This window comes from Allomesorhizobium camelthorni (assembly GCF_011045125.1).
In the GTDB taxonomy this organism is placed as follows: Bacteria; Pseudomonadota; Alphaproteobacteria; order Rhizobiales; family Rhizobiaceae; genus Allomesorhizobium; species Allomesorhizobium camelthorni.
Genome location: NZ_JAAKZF010000010.1, coordinates 92359 through 112837, shown reverse-complemented (window position 1 = coordinate 112837; position 20479 = coordinate 92359). Strand labels below are relative to the sequence as shown.

Sequence of the window (20479 nt, the reverse complement as noted above, 5' to 3'; positions counted from 1 at the left end):
ATGGCGCCAGCACCGAACGGTGAAAACCGCCCCGAGCCGGAAGCCCTTCTCGCGGAGGCGGAGAAGGAGGGCCGAGGAAGGCTGAAGATCTTCCTCGGCGCGGCGCCCGGGGTTGGCAAGACCTACGCGATGCTCCAGGCCGCGCGGCAACGCGCGGCCGAAGGCGTCGATGTAGTCGTGGGCATCGTCGAGACACACGGGCGATCCGAGACGGAAGCGCTGATACGGGACCTGACGGTCCTGCCGCGCCGTGCGCATTTCTATCGCGGCCGCATTCTCCATGAAATGGACCTCGATGCGCTCATCGAGCGCCGGCCACAACTGGCCTTGATCGACGAGCTCGCCCATACCAACGTCCCCGAAAGCCGGCATGACAAGCGCTGGCAGGACGTGGAGGACGTGCTGGCCGCCGGCATCGACGTCTACACCACGCTCAACATCCAGCATTTGGAAAGCCTGAACGATATCGTCGCGCGCGTTTCGGGCGTGCGCGTGCGCGAGACCTTGCCGGACAAGGTGCTGGAGCTGGCTAACGACATCGAACTCGTCGACCTGCCGCCCGAGGAACTCATCGAGCGCCTGCGCCAGGGAAAAGTCTACCTGCCCGACCAGATCGCCCGCGCGATCGAGAACTTCTTCTCGAAGGGCAATCTGACGGCGCTCAGGGAACTGGCCATGCGCGTGGCGGCCGACCGGGTCGACGCGCAGATGATCGCCCATATGAAGACCCACGCAATCAGCGGTCCGTGGCCGACCCAGGACCGCATCATGGTCTGCATCAACGAATCACCGGTCGCAAAATCCCTGGTGCGCGCGGCAAAGCGCATGGCGGACCGGGCCCGCGCGCCATGGATAGCCGTCAACATCGTGTCGTCCACCAGTGAAACCCTGCCCGACGAAGCCAAGGATCGAATTGCCGAAGCCCTGAGGCTCGCGGAAACTCTTGATGCGGAGGTCGCAAGCGTCAACGCGGAGGCGAATATCGCCGGCGAGATCCTGGAGTTCGCCCGGTCCCGCAATGTCACGCGCATCCTTGTCGGACGTCCGCGCCCGCGCCGCCTCTTCGCATCCTTGACACGAGAGACGGTGGCCGAGACGCTGATCCGCAAGGGGCAGGACTTCGAGATCACGCTGATCGCCCCCGACCAGGAGGAGGCCCGCCGGGCCGCCATACGCGCCGGGCGCATCCAGGTCGAGCGCGACCCCAAAGCCTATTTTGCGGCAACGGGCATTGTTGCTGTCGCCACCGCGACCGCCTTCGCCATCGAACGCATTCTGCCGGTCGCCAGCCTGTCGCTCGTCTTCCTGACCGGCGTCCTCATCACCGCGACGCGCTTCGGGCTGTGGCCGTCGCTTTATGCCGCGACCGTCAGCTTCTTCGCCTACAATTTCTTCTTCACCGAACCCTATCACACCTTCGTCATGCACCGCCGGGATGACATCCTGACCCTTGTGCTCTTCTATGTGGCGTCGGTCCTGGCGGGGAATCTGGCGGCGCGACTGCGCAACCAGGTGAACGCGCAAAGGGCGATCGCAAAGCGCACGGCGAACCTCTACGAGTTCAGCCGCAAGCTCGCGAGCGCCGCCTCCTTCGACGACGTCGTCTGGACGGCCGTCAGCAATGTCGGCCTGATCCTGCAATGCCAGGCCGTCGTCCTCACGCCAGGCGCCGAGGGGCGCCTGGAAATCAATGGCGCCTTTCCGCCGCAGGACGAGCTCGGCGTGCGCGACTACAGCGCAGCGCTGTGGGCCTGGGAGCATGGGGAGCCGGCCGGCTGGACCACCGCGACCCTGCCTTCCTCCGCCTGGCTCTTCTTGCCGCTCAGGACGGCGCAAGGGACCCATGGCGTACTTGGGATCACCTTCGAGGAGCTGCGCCCGCCGACGCCCGCTGATCGCCGCGTTCTCGTCGCCCTGGCCGATCAGGTGGCGATCGCCGTTGAACGCACGCAGCTTGTCTCCGATCTTCAGAATTCCCGCATTCTCTCGGAGACGGAACGCCTCCGCTCGGCGCTGCTTTCCTCGGTCAGCCACGATCTGCGAACGCCTCTCGTGTCGATCATCGGCGCAGCCAGCTCCTTGATCGAGGCGGATGAGGCGCTCGGGCCCGATAGTCGCCGCCAGCTCGCCGAAACCATCAAGGAGGAAGGCGACCGGCTCAATCGCTATGTTCAGAACCTGCTCGACATGACGCGGCTCGGCTACGGCGCCCTGAAGCTCAACCGACAGCCGAGCGACGCGCGGGAACTCGTGGGTGCGGCGGCGCGCCAGCTTGGCTCTGCGTTGAGGGACAACACTCTGATCCTTGATATCGCGGAAGACTTGCCCGCGATCGACGTCGATCCCATTCTTATCCAGCAGGTCCTGGCCAATGTGCTCGACAATGCCGCCAAATACGCTCCATCCGGTTCCACGATCGCCGTCGCCGCCGCAGCCGGCAAGGGAGACCTGACGATAGCCGTGAGCGACGAAGGGCCAGGCATTCCACGCGAGGACAGGGAGCGCGTCTTCGACATGTTTTATCGGGTGCGCGCGGCAGACGGTCAGCGCGCCGGCACCGGGCTCGGGCTTGCCATCTGCAAGGGCATCATAGATGCGCATGGCGGCAGCATTCACGCCGAGCCGGCCAGGACGGACGGAACGGGCACGCGGATCGAGATTCGGCTGCCGCTGGCAACGGACAGGAGGGATACCGCGTGAGCGCTCTTGCCCGGATCCTCGTCGTCGACGACGAAACCCAGATCCGCCGCTTCCTGCGCGTCGCCCTCGAAGCGCATGCCTATGAGATCGCCGAAGCAGCAACGGGACGGGAAGCCGTGCAGAAGGCGGCAACCGAAGAACCGGACCTCATCGTGCTCGACCTCGGGCTTCCCGACATGGACGGCAAGGACGTCATCGCGAAGGTCCGGGAATGGTCTCAGATACCGATCCTGGTGCTGTCCGTCCGACAGGCGGAGGCCGAGAAGGTCGAGGCGCTGGACGCGGGTGCACAGGACTATGTGGTCAAGCCGTTCGGCATCAAGGAACTGCTGGCGCGCATTCGGACGCTGCTGCGCGACAGGTCAGCCGCAAGCGACGCTGCGGGTCAAGCCGTCGTGAAGATCGGCGACCTGTATATCGACGTGGCGGAACATGAAGTCCGTCAGGGCGGAGCGCCGCTCAAGATGACGCGCAAGGAGTTCGACGTTCTCTGGGTGCTGGCCCGCCACACCGGCCGCATCGTTACCCACCAGACCCTTCTGCGCGAGGTGTGGGGCAAGGCGCATGAACACGATACCCAGTATTTGCGGGTTTTTGTCCGCCAGCTTCGCCAAAAGCTCGGCGACGATCCGGCCAGCCCCCGCTACATCATGAATGAGCCCGGCGTCGGCTATCGGATGCTCGAGCCGACCGATTGAAACGACCGTGCGCTTGACAGGGCCTATCGCGGTTTCGGCGTTGCACAGGTGAAGCTCCGTCTCAGGCCTGCTTCGGCCTCGCGTCAGTAGGGGCATAGATCACTGACAAGCCGAGGAATTTTGAGCGCGGCTTCCATCTGGAAATCCTGGGGAAGGTGTCGTATAGGAGCGCTCGGCTATCCTCGACGCGCAATGCACGCAGGGATCCGCACCGTGCGGGTGTGGTGGAATTGGTAGACGCGCCGGACTCAAAATCCGGTTCCGAAAGGAGTGTCGGTTCGACCCCGACCACCCGCACCATCTTTATCTCGATAGAATCCGACGGTCAGGAATTCGAGTTCGCCCGGCTCCCCGGGCGGCGAAGATGCGACCTGCGAATTTCTCGGTTCCCCGCTCGCTGCCCTTGGCTCAGGCGCGGTAGCGCAGCGCATCGACCAGCAGGGCGAAGGCCGGCGTGGGTTGCCGGCGGCTCGGATAGTAGAGATGGTAGCCTGAAAAGGGCGCACACCAGTCATCGAGCACCTTGACGAGCCGCCCGTCGGCGATGTGCGGCTGCACCGCGTCCTCGGGCAAACACGCCAGGCCGAACCCGGCCAGAGCTGCCTTCAGTATCAGGGCCGGGCTGTTGAACACCAACTGCCCTTCCAGCCCGAGCGGCGCTTCTCGCAACGTCAACTGGTCGAATGCCTGCGGCTGGGCGCGGAGCGGTTCGGATGGGACAAGCGCAACGCCGCGCCCGGCAGCACTCGCGACGGGCGCTGGCTCGTCGGCATGGGTGTCGCCCCAGGCTTCCGCAACAATCTGTTGACGAAATCGGCGGCGCGCGTCCGGCTCGACAATCGCGGCATGGTGACGGTCGAGACCGACATGACCGATATCGGCACCGGCAGCTACACCATCATCGCCCAGACCGCGGCCGAGATGATGGGCGTGCCGCTCGATCATGTAGTGGTGCGCCTCGGCGACTCCGCGTTCCCGGTTTCGGCCGGGTCGGGAGGACAATGGGGCGCCAACAACTCGACTTCCGGCGTCTATGCGGCCTGTGTGAAGTTGCGCGAAGCCGTGACCCAGAAGCTCGGCTTCAACTCCGCCGACGCGGTGTTCGCCGACGGCGAGGTCCGCTCGGGCAAACGCAGCGTCTTACTCGCCGAGGCCGCAGGCGAAAACGGCCTCGCCGCCGAGGACGCGATCGAATATGGCGATCTCGACAAGCAGTACCAGCAATCGACCTTCGCGGCGCATTTCGTCGAGGTCGGCGTCGACGTCGCGACAGGCGAGAGCCGTGTCCGGCGCATGCTCGCGGTGTGCGCGGCAGGCCGCATCCTCAATCCGAAATCCGCCCGCAGCCAGGTGATCGGCGCGATGACGATGGGGGTAGGGGCGGCGCTGATGGAAGAGCTCGCGGTCGACAAGCGCTTCGGCTTCTTCGTCAATCATGATCTCGCCAGCTACGAAGTGCCGGTCCATGCCGATATCCCGCACCAGGAGGTGATTTTCCTGGACGAGACCGATCCGATCTCCTCGCCGATGAAGGCCAAGGGCGTCGGCGAGCTCGGCCTGTGCGGGGTTGGTGCGGCCGTCGCCAACGCGATCCACAACGCCACCGGCGTGCGCGTGCGCGACTATCCGATCACGCTCGACAAATTCCTCGACCGGCTGCCGGACGCGGGGTGATCGCTGAAGAAGAGGCGCGCCTGCCGCCTCCCCTTCCGGCGAACACATTCATGAGCATTGGTCATAAGTACATACGCATTTTTGCAGCTAATCGCAGGCAGGCGCAGCCGCTAAATAGCTGTCGCCTCGAAGCAGGAGGCGCGATGATCACGCGCAGACGAATGCTCGCCGGGACCGGCGGCCTCGCCGCGCTGGCGGCGGCTGGACCTGCCGACGCACACGCAAGGCTCAAGGCTCCGGCGATTTCGACACCGACTTTGCCGACAACAAGAAGGACAGGAACGATGCAGATCATGCGGAACGGTTCACAGCCATCCGAAAGGGGGCCGGCGGATTATTTTACCGGTTCCGTGCGCATCGATTCACGCTTCCAGCGTAGCGATCCAGCGCGCGCCGGCGGCGCGATCGTCACTTTCGAGCCGGGCGCACGCACTGCCTGGCACACGCACCCGCTCGGTCAGACGCTGATCGTCACGGCCGGGCGCGGCTGGGCGCAAAGAGAGGGCGGCCCGGTCGAGGAAATCCGGCCCGGCGACGTGATCTGGTTCGAGCCCGGCGAGAAACACTGGCATGGCGCTACGGCAGTCACGGGCATGACCCACATCGCCATCGCGGAGGCGCTCGACGGCAAGGCCGTCGACTGGCTGGAGCATGTCAGCGACGAACAATACCAAGCCTGACGACACAACCAATTGGACAGCGCAGGAGAGCAAACAATGCAGAAGCGAAAACTCGGAAGCAGCCTGGAGGTTTCGGCGATCGGGCTCGGCTGCATGGGGATGAGCCAGTCCTACGGACAGCCGATGGAGACACCGGATGCGATCCGCCTGATCCGGTCGGCCGTCGAGCGCGGTGTCACCTTCTTCGACACCGCCGAAGTCTACGGCCCGTTCACGAACGAAGAACTTGTTGGCGAGGCTCTCGCCCCCGTCCGCGACCAGGTGGTGATCGCAACCAAGTTCGGCTTCGATCTCGACCCGGGCACTGGTCAGCAGCGGGGCCTCAACAGCCGGCCGGAGCACATCAGGGAGGTCGCCGAGGCCTCGCTGCAGCGGCTCAGGACCGACCATATCGATCTGTTCTACCAGCACCGCGTCGACCCGAACGTCCCGATCGAAGATGTCGCCGGCGCGGTGAAGGAGCTCATCCGGGAAGGCAAGGTCAGGCACTTCGGACTTTCCGAGCCCGGCGCGCAGACGATCCGTCGCGCCCATGCGGTGCAGCCGGTCGCAACGGTGCAGAGCGAATATTCGCTTTGGTGGCGGCAACCCGAGGAGGAAATCCTTCCGACGCTCGAGGAGCTTGGTATCGGCTTCGTCCCCTTCAGTCCTCTGGGAAAAGGCTTCCTCACGGGCGCCATCAACGAGAACACCACCTTCGACGGCAACGACTTCCGCAACATCGTTCCCCGCTTCACGTCAGAGGCTCGGAAGGCGAATCAGGCGCTGGTCGATCTGCTCGGGCAGATCGCAGCGCAGAAGCAGTTAACGCTTGCACAGATCGCGCTCGCCTGGCTGCTCGCCCAGAAGCCGTGGATCGTCCCGATCCCTGGCACCACGAAGCTGCATCGCCTGGAAGAGAACATCGGAGCGGCCGCCGTCGAACTGACGCCCGACGATCTTCGCGACATCGACAGCGCGGTGTCGAGTATCGAGGTGCAAGGGGCACGCTACCCGGAACATCTGCTGCAAATGGTCGGTCGCTGAGGGGGAGGATGCGGACGCGGCGCAATTCCCCGGTTTCGGAGGGGCTCCAGGCTACGAGCTGGCGATGACGCCGACGAGCGCACCGACGCCGGCGCCGATGACGACGCCGAAACCCAGCCCGACCGAGCCGTCGTCGAATATCCAGTCGCCGCCCACATATCCGACCAGCGCGCCGACCGTGATGCCGACGGCCATGCCGAGAGCAAACCTGGCAAAGTCGAGATCCATCTTCTCTCCTCGGTTTCCCTCTGTCGAAAGCATACGCCAAGCCGGGCCGATGGTTCCATAGGACAATGGCGCACATTTGGCGCGAGGGCGCGCCAGCAGGGGCGTTTGACCTTGGGGCAGGTTGTCAAAGCACGGTCCGGCGGGATAACCATCGCTCATGCTCGAACGGCGCGACAGCTATGCCAGCCTCATCCGCGATTTTCGCTGGACGATCCCTGAGCGTTTCAACATCGGCGCAGCGGTCTCGGATCGCTGGGCGGCAAGCGAACCGGGCCGCACAGCGCTGCTCGACTACCGCGCCGAGGGCGAAGCGCAGCGCCTGAGCTTCGGCGAGTTTGCGGCGCGCTCCAACGGGCTCGCCAACGGGCTCAGGGCGCTAGGCATAAGGCGCGGCGACCGCGTCGCGCTGCTTCTGCCGCAATGTTTCGAGACGGCGATCGCCCATGTCGCGATCTACAAGCTCGGCGCTATCGCCGTGCCGCTGGCGCTGCTGTTCGGCGTCGAGGCGCTCGAATACCGGCTGCAGGCGGCCGGCGTCAGGGCAGTCGTCACCACTGCCGGCGGCCATGCGAAAATCCGGAAAATCGCCCAGAGGCCGGCGGGCCTCGAGCGGATCGTGTCGATCGACGGGGCGGACGGCGACGCCATCGATTTCCACCGGCTGGTCGCCGACCATTCGCCGCATTTTTCCGCCGAGGACACAGGGCCGGACGACCCGGCAATGATGATCTTCACCTCCGGCACCACCGGCCCGCCAAAGGGTGCGCTGCATGGCCATCGTGTGCTGCTAGGGCATCTGCCCGGCGTGCAGACCCATCATGAATTCCTGCCGCAGCCGGGCGACCTCCTGTGGACGCCGGCAGATTGGGCATGGGCGGGCGGCCTGCTCAACGTGCTGCTGCCCGGCCTTTATTTCGGCGTGCCGGTGGTCGCCGGGCGGTTCGAGAAGTTCGATCCGGAGGCAGCGCTTGGACTTGCCGAGAAGATGCGGGTCAGGAACGCCTTCATCCCGCCGACAGCGCTTCGAATGCTGAGGACGGTGCCTGATATAGGCCGGCGCTTCCGGCTCGACCTGCGGACGGTGGGTTCCGGCGGCGAGTCGCTCGGGCGCGAGACCTATGAGTGGGCGCGCGCGGAATTCGGCATCACGATCAACGAATTCTACGGCCAGACCGAGTGCAATCTGGTGCTGTCGTCCTGCGCGGCGATCGGCGTCAGCCGGGCCGGCGCGATCGGCAAGGCGGTGCCGGGCCATGCGGTGGCGGTGATCGGCGAGGACGGCCGCCGCATGAAGGCGGGCGAGGCGGGTCAGATCTCGATTTTGCGGCCCGATCCGGTGATGTTCCTGGGCTATTGGCGGGACGAGCAGGCGACCGCGAAGAAATTCATCGGCGACTGGATGACCACCGGCGACCAGGGCATCGAGGACGAGGACGGCTACGTGCATTTCTTCGGCCGCGACGACGACGTCATCACCTCGGCCGGCTTCCGCATCGGTCCCGGCGAGATCGAGGACTGCCTGACCGGCCACCCGGCGATCGCGCTCGCTGCCGCTGTCGGCAAGCCGGACGCGATGCGCACCGAGATCGTCAAGGCCTATGTCGTGCTGAAGGACGGGACCGCCGCCAGCGAAGCGCTGGCCGAGGAGATCAAGCTGTGGGTGCGCGAGCGGCTCTCGGCGCATGAATATCCGCGCGAGGTCGAGTTCGTCGACGAAATGCCGCTGACCACGACCGGCAAGGTCATCCGCCGTATTTTTCGCGATCGGGCGCGAGCGGAGGCGGGGGTGTAAGGCACCCGAACGAAACGGGCTACCGCCTCTTCAGCAGCCCACGCACCCGGTTGCGCAGCAGGCGGGCGATGTTGCGGGTCTCGCGATAGAGGTGCAGTTGCGAAGCCGCCTGGCGGGTGACGCGGTCGGCGCCCGGCGTCATGCCGATGACGATGGTTCCCATCGTCTTGCGTTCCGACCACAGCCGGCTCATCACCGGATGGTCGGGCACCGCGCAGGAATCGGTCGTCATGATGTTGGGATCATCGAGATGCTGCTTCGTCACCTCGATCATCAGCAGCGTGCCCGGCGAAAAGGCGGCATAGGCCTCGTCATAGGCGGTCTTCCAGGTGTAGGCGACACCCGCTTCGACGAAGACGACAAGGCAGGCGACGACCTCGCCGTTCAGCGTCAGCGAATGCACCCGGCACATATCCTGCTCGGCAAGGCGATGGACCGCCTCGCGGGCGAAGGCGGCGCGGTAGCGGTCGGTCGCCATGGCGGTGCGCTTGCGCCCCTTCCAGCCGGCCGCCTCCAGCGTCAGGAAGGCTTCGATGGCATGGCGGATATCTTCGGGGCCGCGCGCGACGACGTGTTCGAGCGTGCCTAAATCGGCCAGCCGGCGCTTCAGCCGGCGGAATTCACGGTCGTGGTGCGAGCGCAGCGATGCCTTCAGGTAGGCGTTGCCGTCGAGCGTGCTTTCGAGGAAGGGCCGCTCGGCCTCGGCCGTGGTCACCAGCGGCAGGCCGCGCGTCTCGGCGACCGATTTCAGCATGGCGGTCACCGCGCCGTCGAGCCGCATGTCCGGCAGCACGAACACCTTGGGCAGCCTCAGATGCGGGCGCGACAGCATGGAAAAGAAATCCTCGATCACGCCTTCAGGGTCGTCGCGGTCGACCAGCGGCGTTCCCAGCGGTCCGAACGGGCTTGCCCAGGTGCGCATGATCGAGACGCCGAGCGGCGTGGCCGGGCGCTCCACCGAGAACGGCACCAGCAGCCGCAGCCGGTTCTTGTAATCGTGGCCGTCGCGGATGACGGCGAGCCGCACCTCGCGATCCTCCAGCCGGGGCATGGCCGGGGCGAGGAAGCGCGGATTGAAGAACACGTTCGGTTCGATGGTGCGCGAGCAGAGGTAGTCAAGTTCCTCGACGAGGTCGAAGCCGGCGGACGCCGGGTAGATTGCGAGCCTGCGCGGCGGGCGATGGCTTTCGAGCAGCTCGATCTGTCCCGGCTCGACGGCGGCGCCGTCAAAACCGGCGAGGCCAGAGATCATCGTGCCGGCCGGGCCGGCGCTCATTTCCTCAAGCAGCGGAATGGCGGCCATCAGCGTGCCTCCGGCGCGGTTGCAGGCGGCGCGAAGATCGCCATGACGATGCCGAGCTTGCGCCAGACGGTGAAGGCCAGTGCGCCTGCTTCGAACATCATGGCGAGCGCGGTGGCGATCGCCGCGCCCCATAGACCGAATTGCGGGATCAGCAGCACGCTTAAGCCTATGTTGAAGGCGAGCGTCATCGCGTAAACCAGCGCGCAGATATTCTGGTTGCCGCTCATGGTGAGCAGGCTTTCGCAGGGACCGACGGCGGCGCGCGCGACGACGCCGGCGACCAGCAGGAACAGCAGCGGATAGCCGGCGTCGAAGCCCGGTCCGAACAGCATCAGCATCGGCTTGCCGAGCGCCAGCACGACCAGCGCCATGATGAGCGACGGCCAGAACGTCCACGCCACCGTCTCGCGGGCGAAGCCGGCGAGCTTGTCAGGCTCGCCATGGGCGATCGCGGCGTATCGCTGGGCGACGCCGGCCTTGACGGCGAAATACACGAAATGGACCAGCGCCAGCGTTTTGACCGTGGCGAAATAGACAGCGACGTCGTCGGGCTGCATGTAGAAGCCGACCATCAGCACGTCGGCATTGGTCAGCAGGAAGAAAAAGCTCTCGACCAGAAAGATCGGCAGCGAGATTGCGAACCACAGCCGGAAACGGATGTTTCGCGGGCCCTGCGGCAGCCGTCGGTCGACGCGCGCGGTGACGCTGACCAGTTGAATGATGGTGGTGGCATAAGTGGCGAGGATGGCGGCGATCAGAGCGGTTTCGGCGCAAGGCTCGTAACCCGCCAGGAGCGCGCCCGCCATGAAGGCGAGGATCAGCACGGGACGGATCAGATAAGTCGGCGACAGCGCCGAGACCGCCCAGGAATGCGCCCGCGAAATGCCCTGAACCACATCCGACAGCGCGATCATCGGCAGGCAGATCAGCCCGAGGATGAAGGGCACGAAATAGTAGCTCTCGATCGCACCGGAAAAATACCAGACGCCTAAGCCCCCGAGAAAGGCCATTGCCGTCGAAGCGACCAGCACGAACAGCCGGCTCGCCACGAGCACGCCCCGCAGCTCGGCGGTCATGCCGCGTTCGCGGTATTCGGGAATGAAGCGGATGATGGAGGTGTGGAAGCCGAAGCAGGAAATGTTGCCGGCGATCACCATCGTCGTCCAGACGAGGACGAAGATGCCGTATTCGAAGCTGCCCATCCAACGCGCCAGCAGAACCTGGCTGACGAAGGCGATGGCCGCGCTGACGATGCGGATCGCGAAGGCGATGAGCGACATGCGGCCCGCCTCGCCGCGCTCGTCGGCGGTAAACAGGGCCGCATCGATCTGGCCGAGCAGCGGCCGGGCGCGCAAAGCGAGGCGCTCGGGCAAAAGCCGCTCTGCCGTCGTTGCCGCGGAAAAGCGCACGCGAGAACTCTCCGATTTCCGCCAGACCCGATGCCGGCGCATGGCCTGGCGCGAAAGTCTGCTTTTTCGCACCACGCCGCACCTTTTCCGGTCTAGACAACACACGTTAAGAAACGGTTCGGCGAGCCGGCGGCGGCTCCGCAAAGGCGGTACCGGGATGATCGGCAAGACCGAACGCGAAAAGATGCTGAAGGCTCATTCGATCGGGCCACGGATGATTTCTTATCTTGAGGAGATCGGCGTCGAGACCCTGTCGGAATTGCGCGGCGCCGACCCGCACGAACTCGCCATGCGTATCGACATCGCGCTCGGCCGCAAGCATATGAACCGGCTCGGCGTCGAGGCGCTGCGGAACCTTGTGGAACTGGCGGAGAGGGAGGGGGATTGAAGTAACGTTTGGTTACAGGATTGAACTCACCCCGGACGACAATGACACGTTCCTTGTTACGTGCCCGCAACTTCCTATGGTGGCGACGTTCGGCGAGACGAAGGAAGAAGCTCGAGCACATGCCGTGGATGCCATCGAAACCGTACTTGCCAGCATGATCGATGATGGCGAGGATATTCCGGCTCCGGACACGGCAGATGGCGAAATCATTGCGCTACCGCTGCTGACCGCGCTCAAGCTCAATCTTTATTGGACGCTCCGGTCGTCGGGCATTACCCGGGCCGAGTTGTCACGCCGGCTTGGTTGGAACCGGGAATCCGTCGACCGGCTTTTCCGGCTCGATCACCGGTCGAGACTTGAACAGATCGAAGCAGCCTTTTCGGCTCTAGGCCGTGCGGTTGAGATTGAGGTCCACCAGGCTGCGTGAGGTTGGCACGAGGATCAGCGCTCGCCGCCGCCTCGATAGCATTTCTTGACATGGACCATATGATGGTCCATTTTTTAAACGAACACTGGGCCATGCCATGCAAATCTCGGTTACCGAAGCCAAGGGACAACTGACCGAACTCGTTCGGCGCGCCGAAGCCGGCGATGAGGTCGTGCTCACCCGTCATGGGCAGGCTGCCGTCAGGCTGGTGCCGGTCAAAGTAGCGCCAAGCCCCAAAGCTCGGCGGGCATTGATCGACGCCGTTCGTGCTTCGGGGGCGGCAAAGGCGACCGCCGGGCCTGACGCCGCCCGGAGCCAGGATTTTCTCTATGATGACGACGGCCTGCCGAAATGATCGCAGTCGACACGTCTGCCCTCATGGCGATCGTTCTCAACGAGTCCAGCGCCGATGCCTGCAGCGCCGCGATCGAAGCGGCCGATGGCCTCCTGATTTCGGCGGGAACGATCACCGAGGCGCTCATCGTGTCCGCCCGCAGGAATGTCGGCGAGGAAATGGCAGTGCTGATCGAAGGTCTGGGCTTCGACGTCACGACTGTAACAGCGGCCTCGGCGCGACGGATCGCGCAAGCCTATGAGCGGTGGGGCAAGGGCGTTCACCCGGCCAGCCTGAACTTTGGTGACTGCTTCGCCTATGAGGCGGCGAAGGAGAATGCCTGCCCGTTGCTTTATGTCGGCGACGATTTTGGGAAAACCGATATCGAAGGCGTGCTGTAGGCCGCGGTCACGCCGCCTAGCGCGGGGGCGAAACTTCGGTTAAGCCACGGTCTGGGATCGGGGGGTACCTGACCATGACTTTCGTGGCGGCTATCGAGCATTATGCGCAGCCGGCGTTGAAGCCGTTCGGGCGCTATCTGAATTACGGCGTGGGCGATCCCGACAAACGCAAGGAGCGCGGCGCCGCGCTGCTCAACTTCGTCAGCCTGGCGACGGTGTTCTCCAACACCGGCTTCGCGGTCATCTTTCTGCTCCTCGGCCCGGTCCGCTATCTCCCGTTCATCGCGGCGCTGCTTGCCTTCTCCCTGGTTTGGCTGGCGACGCCGCTACTGCATCGCTTCGGCACGCTTGCCGCCGGCACCTATCTGTGGGCGACGGCGGCGGTCGGGCTTTCGACCTATGCGCTGATCGCCGGGGCCGACGCCGGCCTGCAATATTTCCTGCTCGCCGGGCCGGGCATACTGATCATGATACTGGGGTCGGGCCGGCTCGGGCTCGCCTCGATGTATTTTTCGCCTATCTCGTGGTGTTCGCGGCGATCGAACTCGCCTTCCCGCGCCAGTCGGCGATCATGCCGATGCCGGAGAGCGTGGCGACCTTCACCTTCATCCTGTCGGTCTCGATGTCGGCGATCATCAATTTCATCGCCGCCTTCTACACGTTCCGGCGCGCGGAAGCCTCCGAGGACGCGCTGGAGGCGGAGCATGAGAGGTCGGAGCGGCTGCTGCTCAATCTGATGCCGGCCTCGATCGCCGCGCGGCTCAAGCAGCGGCCGGACGAGATCATCGCCGACGGCCTGCCTGCCGTGACCATATTGTTCGCCGACATTGTCGGCTTCACGCCGCGCGCCGCCCGGCTTCCGGCCGACCGGCTGGTGTCGTTCCTCAACCGGATCTTCTCCGAATTCGATACACTTGCCGAACGGCACGGCCTGGAAAAGATCAAGACGATCGGCGACGCCTACATGGTCGCCGGCGGCCTGCCGGAAAAGCAAGAGGGCCATGCCCGCGCTGTCGCCGAGATAGCGCTCGACATGCTGGAGGTGACGGCGGCGTTGTCGCGGGAACTCGGCGAGGAGATCGCCGTTCGCATCGGCATCCACAGCGGCCCCGCGGTGGCCGGCGTGATCGGCTCGCGCAAGCTGTTCTACGATGTCTGGGGCGACACGGTGAACACCGCCGCCCGCATGGAGCAGCATGGACAGGCAGGCCGGATCCAGGTTTCGCACGAGGCGAGGCAGGCGATCGGCGACGGCTACAGCTTCGAGGAGCGCGGCATGGTTCTGATCAAGGGGAAGGGCAGGATGAAGCTCCATTTCCTGACCGGCCGGGCCGAAACCGCCGACAATTCCACTTCGGCCGCCGCCTGACACGGTTTTCCACGAAAAAATGCAGGCGGGCAGTCCAGCGCGAGCCGCGCAATATCGGCTTCGGTTCGACCTCAGGAACCGGTGGTGGTCGCCCCGTTTGCGATTGCCGCCTTGACAAGACCGCCATGGGACCCGACTTGGTTGCGCTCGAAGGAGACCACGCCATGCCCGAACCGACACGATCTACGATCGATGCCGGAGAAGTGGAACGCTTCTCCGCGCTGGCCGCCGAGTGGTGGAACCCGAACGGCAAGTTCAGGCCGCTGCACAAATTCAACCCGGTCAGGCTCGCCTACATCCGCGACCAGATCGCAGCCCGGTTCGGGCGCGATTCGCATGCCGCGCGGCCCTTCGAGGGTCTGCGCATCCTCGACATCGGCTGCGGCGGCGGCCTTTTGTGCGAGCCGATGGCCAGGCTCGGCGCCGAAGTGGTCGGCGCCGACGCATCGGAGACCAATGTCGAGGTGGCGCGGCTGCATGCGGCCGAGGCAGGCGTGGAGGTCGACTACCGCGCGACGACCGCCGAGGCGCTGGCGGACGCCGGCGAGACCTTCGACGTCATCCTCAATATGGAAGTGGTCGAGCATGTCGCCGACATCGATCTGTTCATCGGCAAGTGCGCAGACATGGTGAAGCCGGACGGCATCATGTTCGTCGCTACGATCAATCGTACGCTGAAGGCGCTCGGCCTGGCGATCGTCGGGGCGGAATACCTGCTGCGCTGGCTGCCGCGCGGCACCCACCAGTACGGCAAACTGGTGCGGCCGGAGGAACTGGAAAAGGCGCTTTCCAATGCCGGCATGATGACAACGGACCGCACCGGCGTCATCTACAACCCGCTTGCCGACCGCTGGCAGCGCTCGCGCGACATGGACGTGAACTACATGGTGCTGGCGGAAAAGCGCCGACCGTCGTGAGGGCGGCTGGAGGCGGTTGGCGTCAATCGTCCTCGTAGAGACTGTCGATAAACGCTTTGTCCGCAGGTTGCCCTTTTTGAGGATCGCCACGAGTGCGAACCTCGCGGCTGAATTTCATGCTGAGTTCGACCAGCGAAGGCTTGGCTCCTCCGGCGCAAGTTCATTGCCGGGCGCGGTGGCCCTCGGGGCAAGCTCGTCGGCGTCTGGATTCTTAATGTGAGAGGCCATCTCGATTTCCTCGTGCTGGCCAATGATACATCAAGATATTGACTACTTGTCGAGCTTCTGCGCCTTCGTCGTCATGATGACGCCAACGGTGACGATCAACGCGCCGAGCCAGGTCAGGAGCTGGTAGCGTTCGCCGAGGAACAACACGCCGGCGACGAGGCCGATAGCTGCGGCGACATAGCCGATCTGGCTCAGATAGACCGGGCCGCCGACCGCCTGAAGCCGGAAGAAGAAGGCGAACATCGCCGCGGCCGCGGTCATCTGCGCAAGCACCACGACGGGCATACCGGACAGGACGGCGAACGAGCCTGCTCCCTCGATCGAAAGCAGGCCCACAAGCAGCATCGCGGCCGCCGCCAGATGGCTGCCGACGGCAAGCTCGATGGGCCCTGCGTCGCGCGGCCAATCGAAGGTGCGGTAGATGTTGCCGGCCGCGAGGAAGAAGGGGATCAGGAGGCCCACGGCCACCCAGAACAGGTCCGCCGGCGCGCCCGCCTCGCCGCGCGTCGCCGCCACCATGACCGCGCCGACGAAGCCTATGGCAATGCCGGCGACGCCGAGCAGATTGGGGCGGCGGACGCCGAGCAGGATGGACAGGACCAGCGTGATCACCGGCGACAGCGTGAACATGATGCCGGTGTAGCCGGCGCCGAGATGCGGAATGGCCGAGAACATCAGGAAATTGGGGATGGCGTAGGAGACCGCCGCCGTGATCGCGAAATAGCGCAGCTTATGGGTATCGAGCACGATGCGCTTTCCTCTTGAGAGGAGCATGGCCAGAAGCACGCCGCCCGCGCCCAGGGAGATGACGAAGGCCCACAGCATGCCGGAGGCGCCGCCCTCGGTGGCGATCTTGCCGAAGGGAAGCGAGAGGCCGAGCAGGCCGCCGGTGACGAGGAGGAGGGCGAAGGCGGAGTTCCAGAGGTACGGCCGCCATAGGCCAGCGCCGTCAAATTGCATGCCGCCGAAGATCAAGGAGGCCGGGACTTGGCCGCTGCCCGGTTTCGAGGTAACATAGTACAAAGATTCTTTATGTCAAGATACTTTACGGTGAGGCAATGGACAGAGCCGCAAGGGCTGTCGAACAATGGCAAAAAGAGCGTCCGGACCTCGACGTCCGTCCGATGTTGGTACTGGGGCGATTGAGGGAGGCAGCCTCCCTGATCTCACGCGACCGGCTCAACCCCCTGTTCGCACGCTTCGGGCTGCAATCCGGCGAATTCGACGTGCTGGCGACGCTGCGCCGCTCAGGGCCGCCTTATGCGCTGACGCCGACAGCGCTTTACGAGGCGACGATGGTGACGTCGGGCGCCATGACCAACCGGCTCGACCGGTTAGAGAAAGCCGGGCTGATTGCGCGCGGTCCGCATCCCGACGACCGGCGCGGCGTGATCGTGCAACTGACGGAGAAGGGCCGCGCACTGATCGACGAAGCAGTCACCGCGCGTGTCGAAAATGAGCACCAGGTGCTGGCGGGATTGACGCGCGCGGAGCAGGATAGGCTGGCGGAACTGCTGGAAAAGTTGATCAGGAGCGTGGGCGGCTAGTCCACTTCAGTTGCGATCCTCTGGAAACACCGGGATCGGCATGAACTCGACGCCGTCCTCAATCAGGCCGCGCGCCTCCTCGGTGGTGGCTTCGCCATAGATGCCGCGCGGGTCGGTCTCGCCGAAATGGATTTTGCGCGCCTCCTCGGCGAATTTGTCGCCGACATAGTCGGCGCTTTCGCGCATCTTTTCCGACAGCGCCTTCAACTGCGCCATCGCCTGCTTCTGTTCCTCGCCCATGGCGAGCGCGATCTTTTCACGGCTGCGGCCGGTGGAGACGGCGGGCGCCATCAGCGCCTTGTCGACCTTGTGCGAGCCGCAGGCCGGGCATTCGACAAAGCCGCGTTTGCGCTGCGTCTCGAAATCGTCATTGTTGCGAAACCAGGCCTCGAAGCCGTGCTCGTGCTCGCATTCGAGCGAAAATCGTATCACGACGCTGCTCCCCTGAGCGCTGCCTCGGGCCGGCCGGCCTGGGAGACGCCGAATTCGCGCGCGTTCTTCAGATTGGGTATTTTTCTCCGGGCGGCAGCCGACAGGGCAGTGTCGATCTCGGCGACGATAATGGCCGGTTCGTCATGCGCGGCTTCGGCCAGCACGCGGCCCCACGGGTCGACGATCAGCGAATGGCCGTAGGTCTCTCGGCCGTCCTCATGAAGCCCGCCCTGCGCGGCGGCGATGACGAAGGCGCCGTTCTCGATGGCGCGGGCGCGCAGCAGAACGTGCCAATGGGCCTCGCCGGTCTGCCGTGTGAAGGCTGCCGGAACGGTCAGCACATCGGCGCCTGCCAGCGCCTCGGCGCGGAACAGCTGCGGGAAGCGCAGATCGTAGCAGATGGCGAAGCCCAGCTTCGCGAAGGGCAGGTCAGCGACGACGCCCTCGCGGCCCGGCTCATAGGCGGCGGATTCGCGCCAGCTTTCGCCATTGTCGAGATCGACGTCGAACATGTGGATCTTGTCGTAGGTCGTGACGATCTTTCCGTCCGGCGAAAACAGCAGCGCTCGGTTGGCGAGCTTGCCGTCGGCGCGCAGGATCGCCGTCGAACCGATATGCAGGAAGATGCCGAGTTCGGCGGCGAGCCGGGCCGACGCGGCGACTATCGGGTCGCGGTCCTGTGTCGTGAACAGCGAATTGCGCGCCTCCCGGTCGCGCACGATGGCGCCTGTCATTTCGGGCGTCTGGATGTAGGTCGCGCCCTGCGAGGCGGCGTCGCGCACCAGCTTTTCCAGATCGGCGGCGTTGCGCTGCGGGTCGGTACCGGAGCGCATCTGGATCGCTGCGGCCTTGAACATGTTCATGATCGGGATTCCTACTTCAAAGTGCCGTTGGCGAGCAGCCTGTCGAGCCGCCCCTGTGCGTCCAATGCATGCAGGTCGTCGCAGCCGCCGACATGGACGTCGCCGATGAATATTTGCGGGAAGGTCGAGCCGCCATTGGCGCGATCGATCATCTCTCGGCGCAGCTCCGGCGAAAACGAGGCGTCGTGCTCGGTGTAGGACACGCCCTTCCTGTCGAGCAGCCGCTTGGCCGCCGAGCAGTAGCCGCACATCATGCGCGTATAGATCGTCACATCAACCATGATCGGTCCTGTTGCCTGAAATCTATATAGTCTGCGCTTCGCCGGGCTGAAAGTCCCCTGGCAGAACCCGCGCGAAGGTCAGCACGTCGACCGCCTTGGCGCCGCTTTTGGCGAGCGCACGGGCGACGGCGGAGACGGTGGCGCCGGTGGTGTAGACGTCGTCGACCACCAGCACGCGCCGGCCGCGCACCTCAATGTCGGCCTCTGGCGGCACGCCGAAGGCGGCGCGCACATTGTCCTCGCGCTCCCTGAGCGGCAGCCCGACCTGCTGGCGCGTGCGCTTGACGCGCCTGACCGCATCCGGCGCGAAGGGCAGGCCGGACATGGCCGCAACCGTGCGGGCGAGTTCGGCCGACTGGTTGAAGCGGCGCTCGAGAAAGCGCCGCCAGTGCAGCGGCACAAGTGCTTTTGAAGTCATTAGCTTTTTTACCATAACTCGTTGTGTTCGCTTGTCTTTGTGTTGACTTGGATAATATGGTTATCCATAGTAGCAACCGCTATTGTTATGTTAGGCGGTATGGTAGATGGCACGACACAAGCTCACGGATTCGAAGGTCAAGGCACTCACAAAGCCCGGCGTCTACGGTGACGGCGATATGTTGTATCTTCGCGTTCATCCGGGCGGAAGCAAGAGTTGGTTTTTCATTTATCGACGGCACGGCGTGAGGCGTGAGCTTGGTTTGGGAAGTTACGGAGGCGCAGTTTCCATCAACCTGGCGAACGCCAGAAGGAAGGCCGACGCCTTCCGCGACATGCTTGCCGAGGACCGAGATCCGTTCGCCGAGCGCTCGACACAGAAGGCCAGCCGCGCAACGTTCAAGGAAGTTGCCGAGCGCTACATTGATGAAGCCGGCGACTGGACGACGAAGACACAATCCGAATGGCGGTATCACCTTCTTGTCCACTCTGCGAAGATAGCGAACGTTGCCATTGAAAAGGTGAATACGGAACTGGTCGAGGAGGTGTTGCGGCCGCTATGGGCCAAGAAGCCGGCTACCGGCCAACGTGTCCGGAGCAAGATCGAGAATGTGTTGGACTATGCCAAGGCGAAGAAACTGCGCAGCGGTGAGAACCCTGCACGCTGGCAAGGGCATCTAGAGCACGTGCTAGCCGAAGCTGGCCGCGTCACCGGAGCCAATCATGCCGCCATGGCATACGCGGACGTTCCAGCATTCCTGAAGGAACTTGGCGACTCACCTGAAGAGAGGTGCCTGCTCTTCGCCATCCTTACCGCCGTGCGAACCGATGAGGCGCGTAAGGCGCGATGGCGCGAGATCGACTTGGCAACCAAGCTATGGACGATACCGGCCGAGCGGATGAAGGTTAAGAAGAAGGAACATGTTGTTCCGCTTTCCGACGCCGCCATTGCCGCACTTGGCTCCCCCGGCGAGGGTTATGTGTTCGCCGGGCGGTTAAGAGATCGCCGTCCTATAGGGCATAGCCGCATGCGCGACGTCACGGTGGAGAAGCGTCCCGGCATCACCGTGCATGGCTTCCGTTCCGCGTTCCGCGATTGGGCAGGTGATTGCACAGACTTCCCGCGCGAAGTTGCCGAGGCGGCACTGGCGCACGCCGTTGGCGACGCGACGGAGCGTGCCTATCGCCGTGGCGATGCCTTGGCGAAGCGGCGGGAATTGATGAATGATTGGGCCGTCTACTGCGACAAAGCGCCTCACTAAATATTTGTCCTTGACATTAGAGGCGAATTGTAGGGTGAAATTCACCTTGCTTTTGTAGGCGAAAACGCCTATACGGTTGTAATGGTTGGTTTTACCAGCCGCG

At 64.5% G+C, this 20479-nt stretch carries 21 protein-coding genes, 1 tRNA gene and 3 pseudogenes; 16 read left to right on the top strand and 9 right to left on the bottom strand.

Going from position 1 to position 20479, the window contains the following annotated elements; translation table 11 throughout:
- The 3 genes from G6N73_RS10800 to G6N73_RS10790 all read left to right on the top strand — a co-directional run bounded on the left by G6N73_RS10800 (position 1) and on the right by G6N73_RS10790 (position 3698).
- Entirely contained in the window at positions 1-2700 is a 2700-nt protein-coding gene (locus tag G6N73_RS10800) for a sensor histidine kinase (protein WP_165027410.1), read from the top strand.
- Complete coding sequence (locus G6N73_RS10795) at positions 2697-3398, top strand: response regulator (protein WP_165027408.1); 702 nt, start codon at positions 2697-2699, stop codon at positions 3396-3398. The genes G6N73_RS10800 and G6N73_RS10795 overlap by 4 nt, the downstream gene beginning before the upstream one ends.
- A gap of 215 nt (positions 3399-3613) precedes the next feature.
- A tRNA-Leu gene (locus G6N73_RS10790) sits at positions 3614-3698 on the top strand.
- A gap of 108 nt (positions 3699-3806) precedes the next feature.
- On the opposite strand, the pseudogene G6N73_RS36310 reads toward G6N73_RS10790, so the two are convergent.
- Positions 3807-4046, bottom strand: a pseudogene (locus G6N73_RS36310) (LysR substrate-binding domain-containing protein); the annotation flags it as partial.
- Here G6N73_RS36310 and G6N73_RS10780 point away from each other — a divergent pair.
- The 3 genes and pseudogenes from G6N73_RS10780 to G6N73_RS10770 all read left to right on the top strand — a co-directional run.
- Positions 4038-5072, top strand: a pseudogene (locus G6N73_RS10780) (molybdopterin cofactor-binding domain-containing protein); the annotation flags it as partial. The pseudogenes G6N73_RS36310 and G6N73_RS10780 overlap by 9 nt on opposite strands.
- Positions 5073-5356: 284 nt before the next feature.
- A complete protein-coding gene (locus G6N73_RS10775; RefSeq protein WP_165027487.1) occupies positions 5357-5752 on the top strand; it encodes a (R)-mandelonitrile lyase in 396 nt (131 codons plus the stop codon).
- A 36-nt stretch (positions 5753-5788) separates the two neighbouring features.
- Positions 5789-6778, top strand: a complete 990-nt coding sequence (locus tag G6N73_RS10770) for an aldo/keto reductase (RefSeq protein WP_165027402.1) — start codon at positions 5789-5791, stop codon at positions 6776-6778.
- A gap of 51 nt (positions 6779-6829) precedes the next feature.
- Here the strand turns inward: G6N73_RS10770 and G6N73_RS10765 are convergent, their stop codons facing one another.
- Complete coding sequence (locus G6N73_RS10765; protein ID WP_165027080.1) at positions 6830-7006, bottom strand: hypothetical protein; 177 nt, start codon at positions 7004-7006, stop codon at positions 6830-6832.
- Between the two features lie 157 nt (positions 7007-7163).
- Between G6N73_RS10765 and G6N73_RS10760 the strand changes: the two genes are divergently transcribed.
- Positions 7164-8798 carry an AMP-binding protein gene (locus G6N73_RS10760; RefSeq protein ID WP_165027400.1) on the top strand — a complete coding sequence of 545 codons (1635 nt, stop codon included), beginning with the start codon at positions 7164-7166 and terminating at the stop codon, positions 8796-8798.
- A gap of 19 nt (positions 8799-8817) precedes the next feature.
- On the opposite strand, the gene G6N73_RS10755 is transcribed toward G6N73_RS10760, so the two are convergent.
- Entirely contained in the window at positions 8818-10101 is a 1284-nt protein-coding gene (locus tag G6N73_RS10755; protein WP_165027398.1) for a GNAT family N-acetyltransferase, read from the bottom strand.
- The gene (locus G6N73_RS10750; RefSeq protein ID WP_165027396.1) at positions 10101-11510 is read right to left on the bottom strand and encodes an oligosaccharide flippase family protein; all 1410 of its coding nucleotides are present in this window, start codon (positions 11508-11510) and stop codon (positions 10101-10103) included. Before G6N73_RS10750 ends, G6N73_RS10755 begins: the two co-directional genes overlap by 1 nt.
- Before the next feature lie 157 nt (positions 11511-11667).
- Here G6N73_RS10750 and G6N73_RS10745 point away from each other — a divergent pair, with 157 nt between their 5' ends.
- The 7 genes from G6N73_RS10745 (at position 11668) to ubiG (ending at position 15346) form a co-directional block, all read left to right on the top strand.
- Positions 11668-11898 carry a hypothetical protein gene (locus G6N73_RS10745; RefSeq protein ID WP_165027394.1) on the top strand — a complete coding sequence of 77 codons (231 nt, stop codon included), beginning with the start codon at positions 11668-11670 and terminating at the stop codon, positions 11896-11898.
- Positions 11867-12325 carry a type II toxin-antitoxin system HicB family antitoxin gene (locus tag G6N73_RS10740; protein ID WP_206078786.1) on the top strand — a complete coding sequence of 153 codons (459 nt, stop codon included), beginning with the start codon at positions 11867-11869 and terminating at the stop codon, positions 12323-12325. The genes G6N73_RS10745 and G6N73_RS10740 overlap by 32 nt, the downstream gene beginning before the upstream one ends.
- Positions 12326-12422: 97 nt before the next feature.
- A complete protein-coding gene (locus tag G6N73_RS10735; protein WP_165027392.1) occupies positions 12423-12680 on the top strand; it encodes a type II toxin-antitoxin system Phd/YefM family antitoxin in 258 nt (85 codons plus the stop codon).
- Complete coding sequence (locus G6N73_RS10730) at positions 12677-13060, top strand: type II toxin-antitoxin system VapC family toxin (RefSeq protein ID WP_165027390.1); 384 nt, start codon at positions 12677-12679, stop codon at positions 13058-13060. The genes G6N73_RS10735 and G6N73_RS10730 overlap by 4 nt, the downstream gene beginning before the upstream one ends.
- Positions 13061-13134: 74 nt before the next feature.
- Positions 13135-13797 carry a hypothetical protein gene (locus tag G6N73_RS36805; protein WP_246251880.1) on the top strand — a complete coding sequence of 221 codons (663 nt, stop codon included), beginning with the start codon at positions 13135-13137 and terminating at the stop codon, positions 13795-13797.
- Positions 13683-14429: an adenylate/guanylate cyclase domain-containing protein gene (locus G6N73_RS10725; RefSeq protein WP_343044592.1), complete on the top strand. Its 747-nt coding sequence runs from the start codon at positions 13683-13685 to the stop codon at positions 14427-14429. Before G6N73_RS36805 ends, G6N73_RS10725 begins: the two co-directional genes overlap by 115 nt.
- Before the next feature lie 164 nt (positions 14430-14593).
- Positions 14594-15346, top strand: coding sequence for a bifunctional 2-polyprenyl-6-hydroxyphenol methylase/3-demethylubiquinol 3-O-methyltransferase UbiG (ubiG, locus tag G6N73_RS10720; protein ID WP_165027386.1), 753 nt, complete (start codon positions 14594-14596; stop codon positions 15344-15346).
- A gap of 270 nt (positions 15347-15616) precedes the next feature.
- Here ubiG and G6N73_RS10715 read toward each other — a convergent pair whose 3' ends face one another.
- Positions 15617-16534, bottom strand: a complete 918-nt coding sequence (locus tag G6N73_RS10715) for a DMT family transporter (RefSeq protein WP_165027384.1) — start codon at positions 16532-16534, stop codon at positions 15617-15619.
- Positions 16535-16632: 98 nt separating this feature from the next.
- On the opposite strand from G6N73_RS10715, the gene G6N73_RS10710 reads away from it, so the two are divergent.
- Positions 16633-17121, top strand: a complete 489-nt coding sequence (locus G6N73_RS10710) for a MarR family winged helix-turn-helix transcriptional regulator (protein ID WP_165027382.1) — start codon at positions 16633-16635, stop codon at positions 17119-17121.
- 6 nt (positions 17122-17127) lie between these two features.
- Here G6N73_RS10710 and G6N73_RS10705 read toward each other — a convergent pair whose 3' ends face one another.
- From G6N73_RS10705 to G6N73_RS10690, 4 genes and pseudogenes are all read right to left on the bottom strand, one after another.
- Positions 17128-17553 (bottom strand): DUF1178 family protein, encoded by a 426-nt coding sequence (locus G6N73_RS10705; protein WP_165027380.1) that lies wholly within the window; start codon positions 17551-17553, stop codon positions 17128-17130.
- Positions 17550-18416, bottom strand: a complete 867-nt coding sequence (locus tag G6N73_RS10700; protein ID WP_165027378.1) for a carbon-nitrogen hydrolase family protein — start codon at positions 18414-18416, stop codon at positions 17550-17552. Before G6N73_RS10700 ends, G6N73_RS10705 begins: the two co-directional genes overlap by 4 nt.
- Before the next feature lie 11 nt (positions 18417-18427).
- Entirely contained in the window at positions 18428-18697 is a 270-nt protein-coding gene (grxC, locus tag G6N73_RS10695) for a glutaredoxin 3 (protein ID WP_165027375.1), read from the bottom strand.
- Between the two features lie 22 nt (positions 18698-18719).
- Positions 18720-19097, bottom strand: a pseudogene (locus tag G6N73_RS10690) (ComF family protein); the annotation flags it as partial.
- 124 nt (positions 19098-19221) lie between these two features.
- Here G6N73_RS10690 and G6N73_RS10685 point away from each other — a divergent pair.
- Positions 19222-20376, top strand: a complete 1155-nt coding sequence (locus G6N73_RS10685; RefSeq protein WP_165027373.1) for a tyrosine-type recombinase/integrase — start codon at positions 19222-19224, stop codon at positions 20374-20376.
- Positions 20377-20479 lie beyond the last annotated feature (103 nt).

Coding starts and splice junctions, on each gene's coding strand:
- G6N73_RS10725 (WP_343044592.1), top strand. CDS start 13,683: ATGTCGGCGATCATCAATTTCATCGCCGCCTTCTACACGTTCCGGCGC.
- G6N73_RS10685 (WP_165027373.1), top strand. CDS start 19,222: ATGGCACGACACAAGCTCACGGATTCGAAGGTCAAGGCACTCACAAAG.
- G6N73_RS10735 (WP_165027392.1), top strand. CDS start 12,423: ATGCAAATCTCGGTTACCGAAGCCAAGGGACAACTGACCGAACTCGTT.
- grxC (WP_165027375.1), bottom strand. CDS start 18,697: ATGGTTGATGTGACGATCTATACGCGCATGATGTGCGGCTACTGCTCG.
- G6N73_RS10755 (WP_165027398.1), bottom strand. CDS start 10,101: ATGGCCGCCATTCCGCTGCTTGAGGAAATGAGCGCCGGCCCGGCCGGC.
- G6N73_RS10745 (WP_165027394.1), top strand. CDS start 11,668: ATGATCGGCAAGACCGAACGCGAAAAGATGCTGAAGGCTCATTCGATC.
- G6N73_RS10715 (WP_165027384.1), bottom strand. CDS start 16,534: ATGCAATTTGACGGCGCTGGCCTATGGCGGCCGTACCTCTGGAACTCC.
- G6N73_RS10700 (WP_165027378.1), bottom strand. CDS start 18,416: ATGAACATGTTCAAGGCCGCAGCGATCCAGATGCGCTCCGGTACCGAC.
- G6N73_RS10770 (WP_165027402.1), top strand. CDS start 5,789: ATGCAGAAGCGAAAACTCGGAAGCAGCCTGGAGGTTTCGGCGATCGGG.
- G6N73_RS10775 (WP_165027487.1), top strand. CDS start 5,357: ATGCAGATCATGCGGAACGGTTCACAGCCATCCGAAAGGGGGCCGGCG.
- G6N73_RS10730 (WP_165027390.1), top strand. CDS start 12,677: ATGATCGCAGTCGACACGTCTGCCCTCATGGCGATCGTTCTCAACGAG.
- G6N73_RS10765 (WP_165027080.1), bottom strand. CDS start 7,006: ATGGATCTCGACTTTGCCAGGTTTGCTCTCGGCATGGCCGTCGGCATC.
- G6N73_RS36805 (WP_246251880.1), top strand. CDS start 13,135: ATGACTTTCGTGGCGGCTATCGAGCATTATGCGCAGCCGGCGTTGAAG.
- G6N73_RS10800 (WP_165027410.1), top strand. CDS start 1: ATGGCGCCAGCACCGAACGGTGAAAACCGCCCCGAGCCGGAAGCCCTT.
- G6N73_RS10760 (WP_165027400.1), top strand. CDS start 7,164: ATGCTCGAACGGCGCGACAGCTATGCCAGCCTCATCCGCGATTTTCGC.
- G6N73_RS10710 (WP_165027382.1), top strand. CDS start 16,633: ATGGACAGAGCCGCAAGGGCTGTCGAACAATGGCAAAAAGAGCGTCCG.
- ubiG (WP_165027386.1), top strand. CDS start 14,594: ATGCCCGAACCGACACGATCTACGATCGATGCCGGAGAAGTGGAACGC.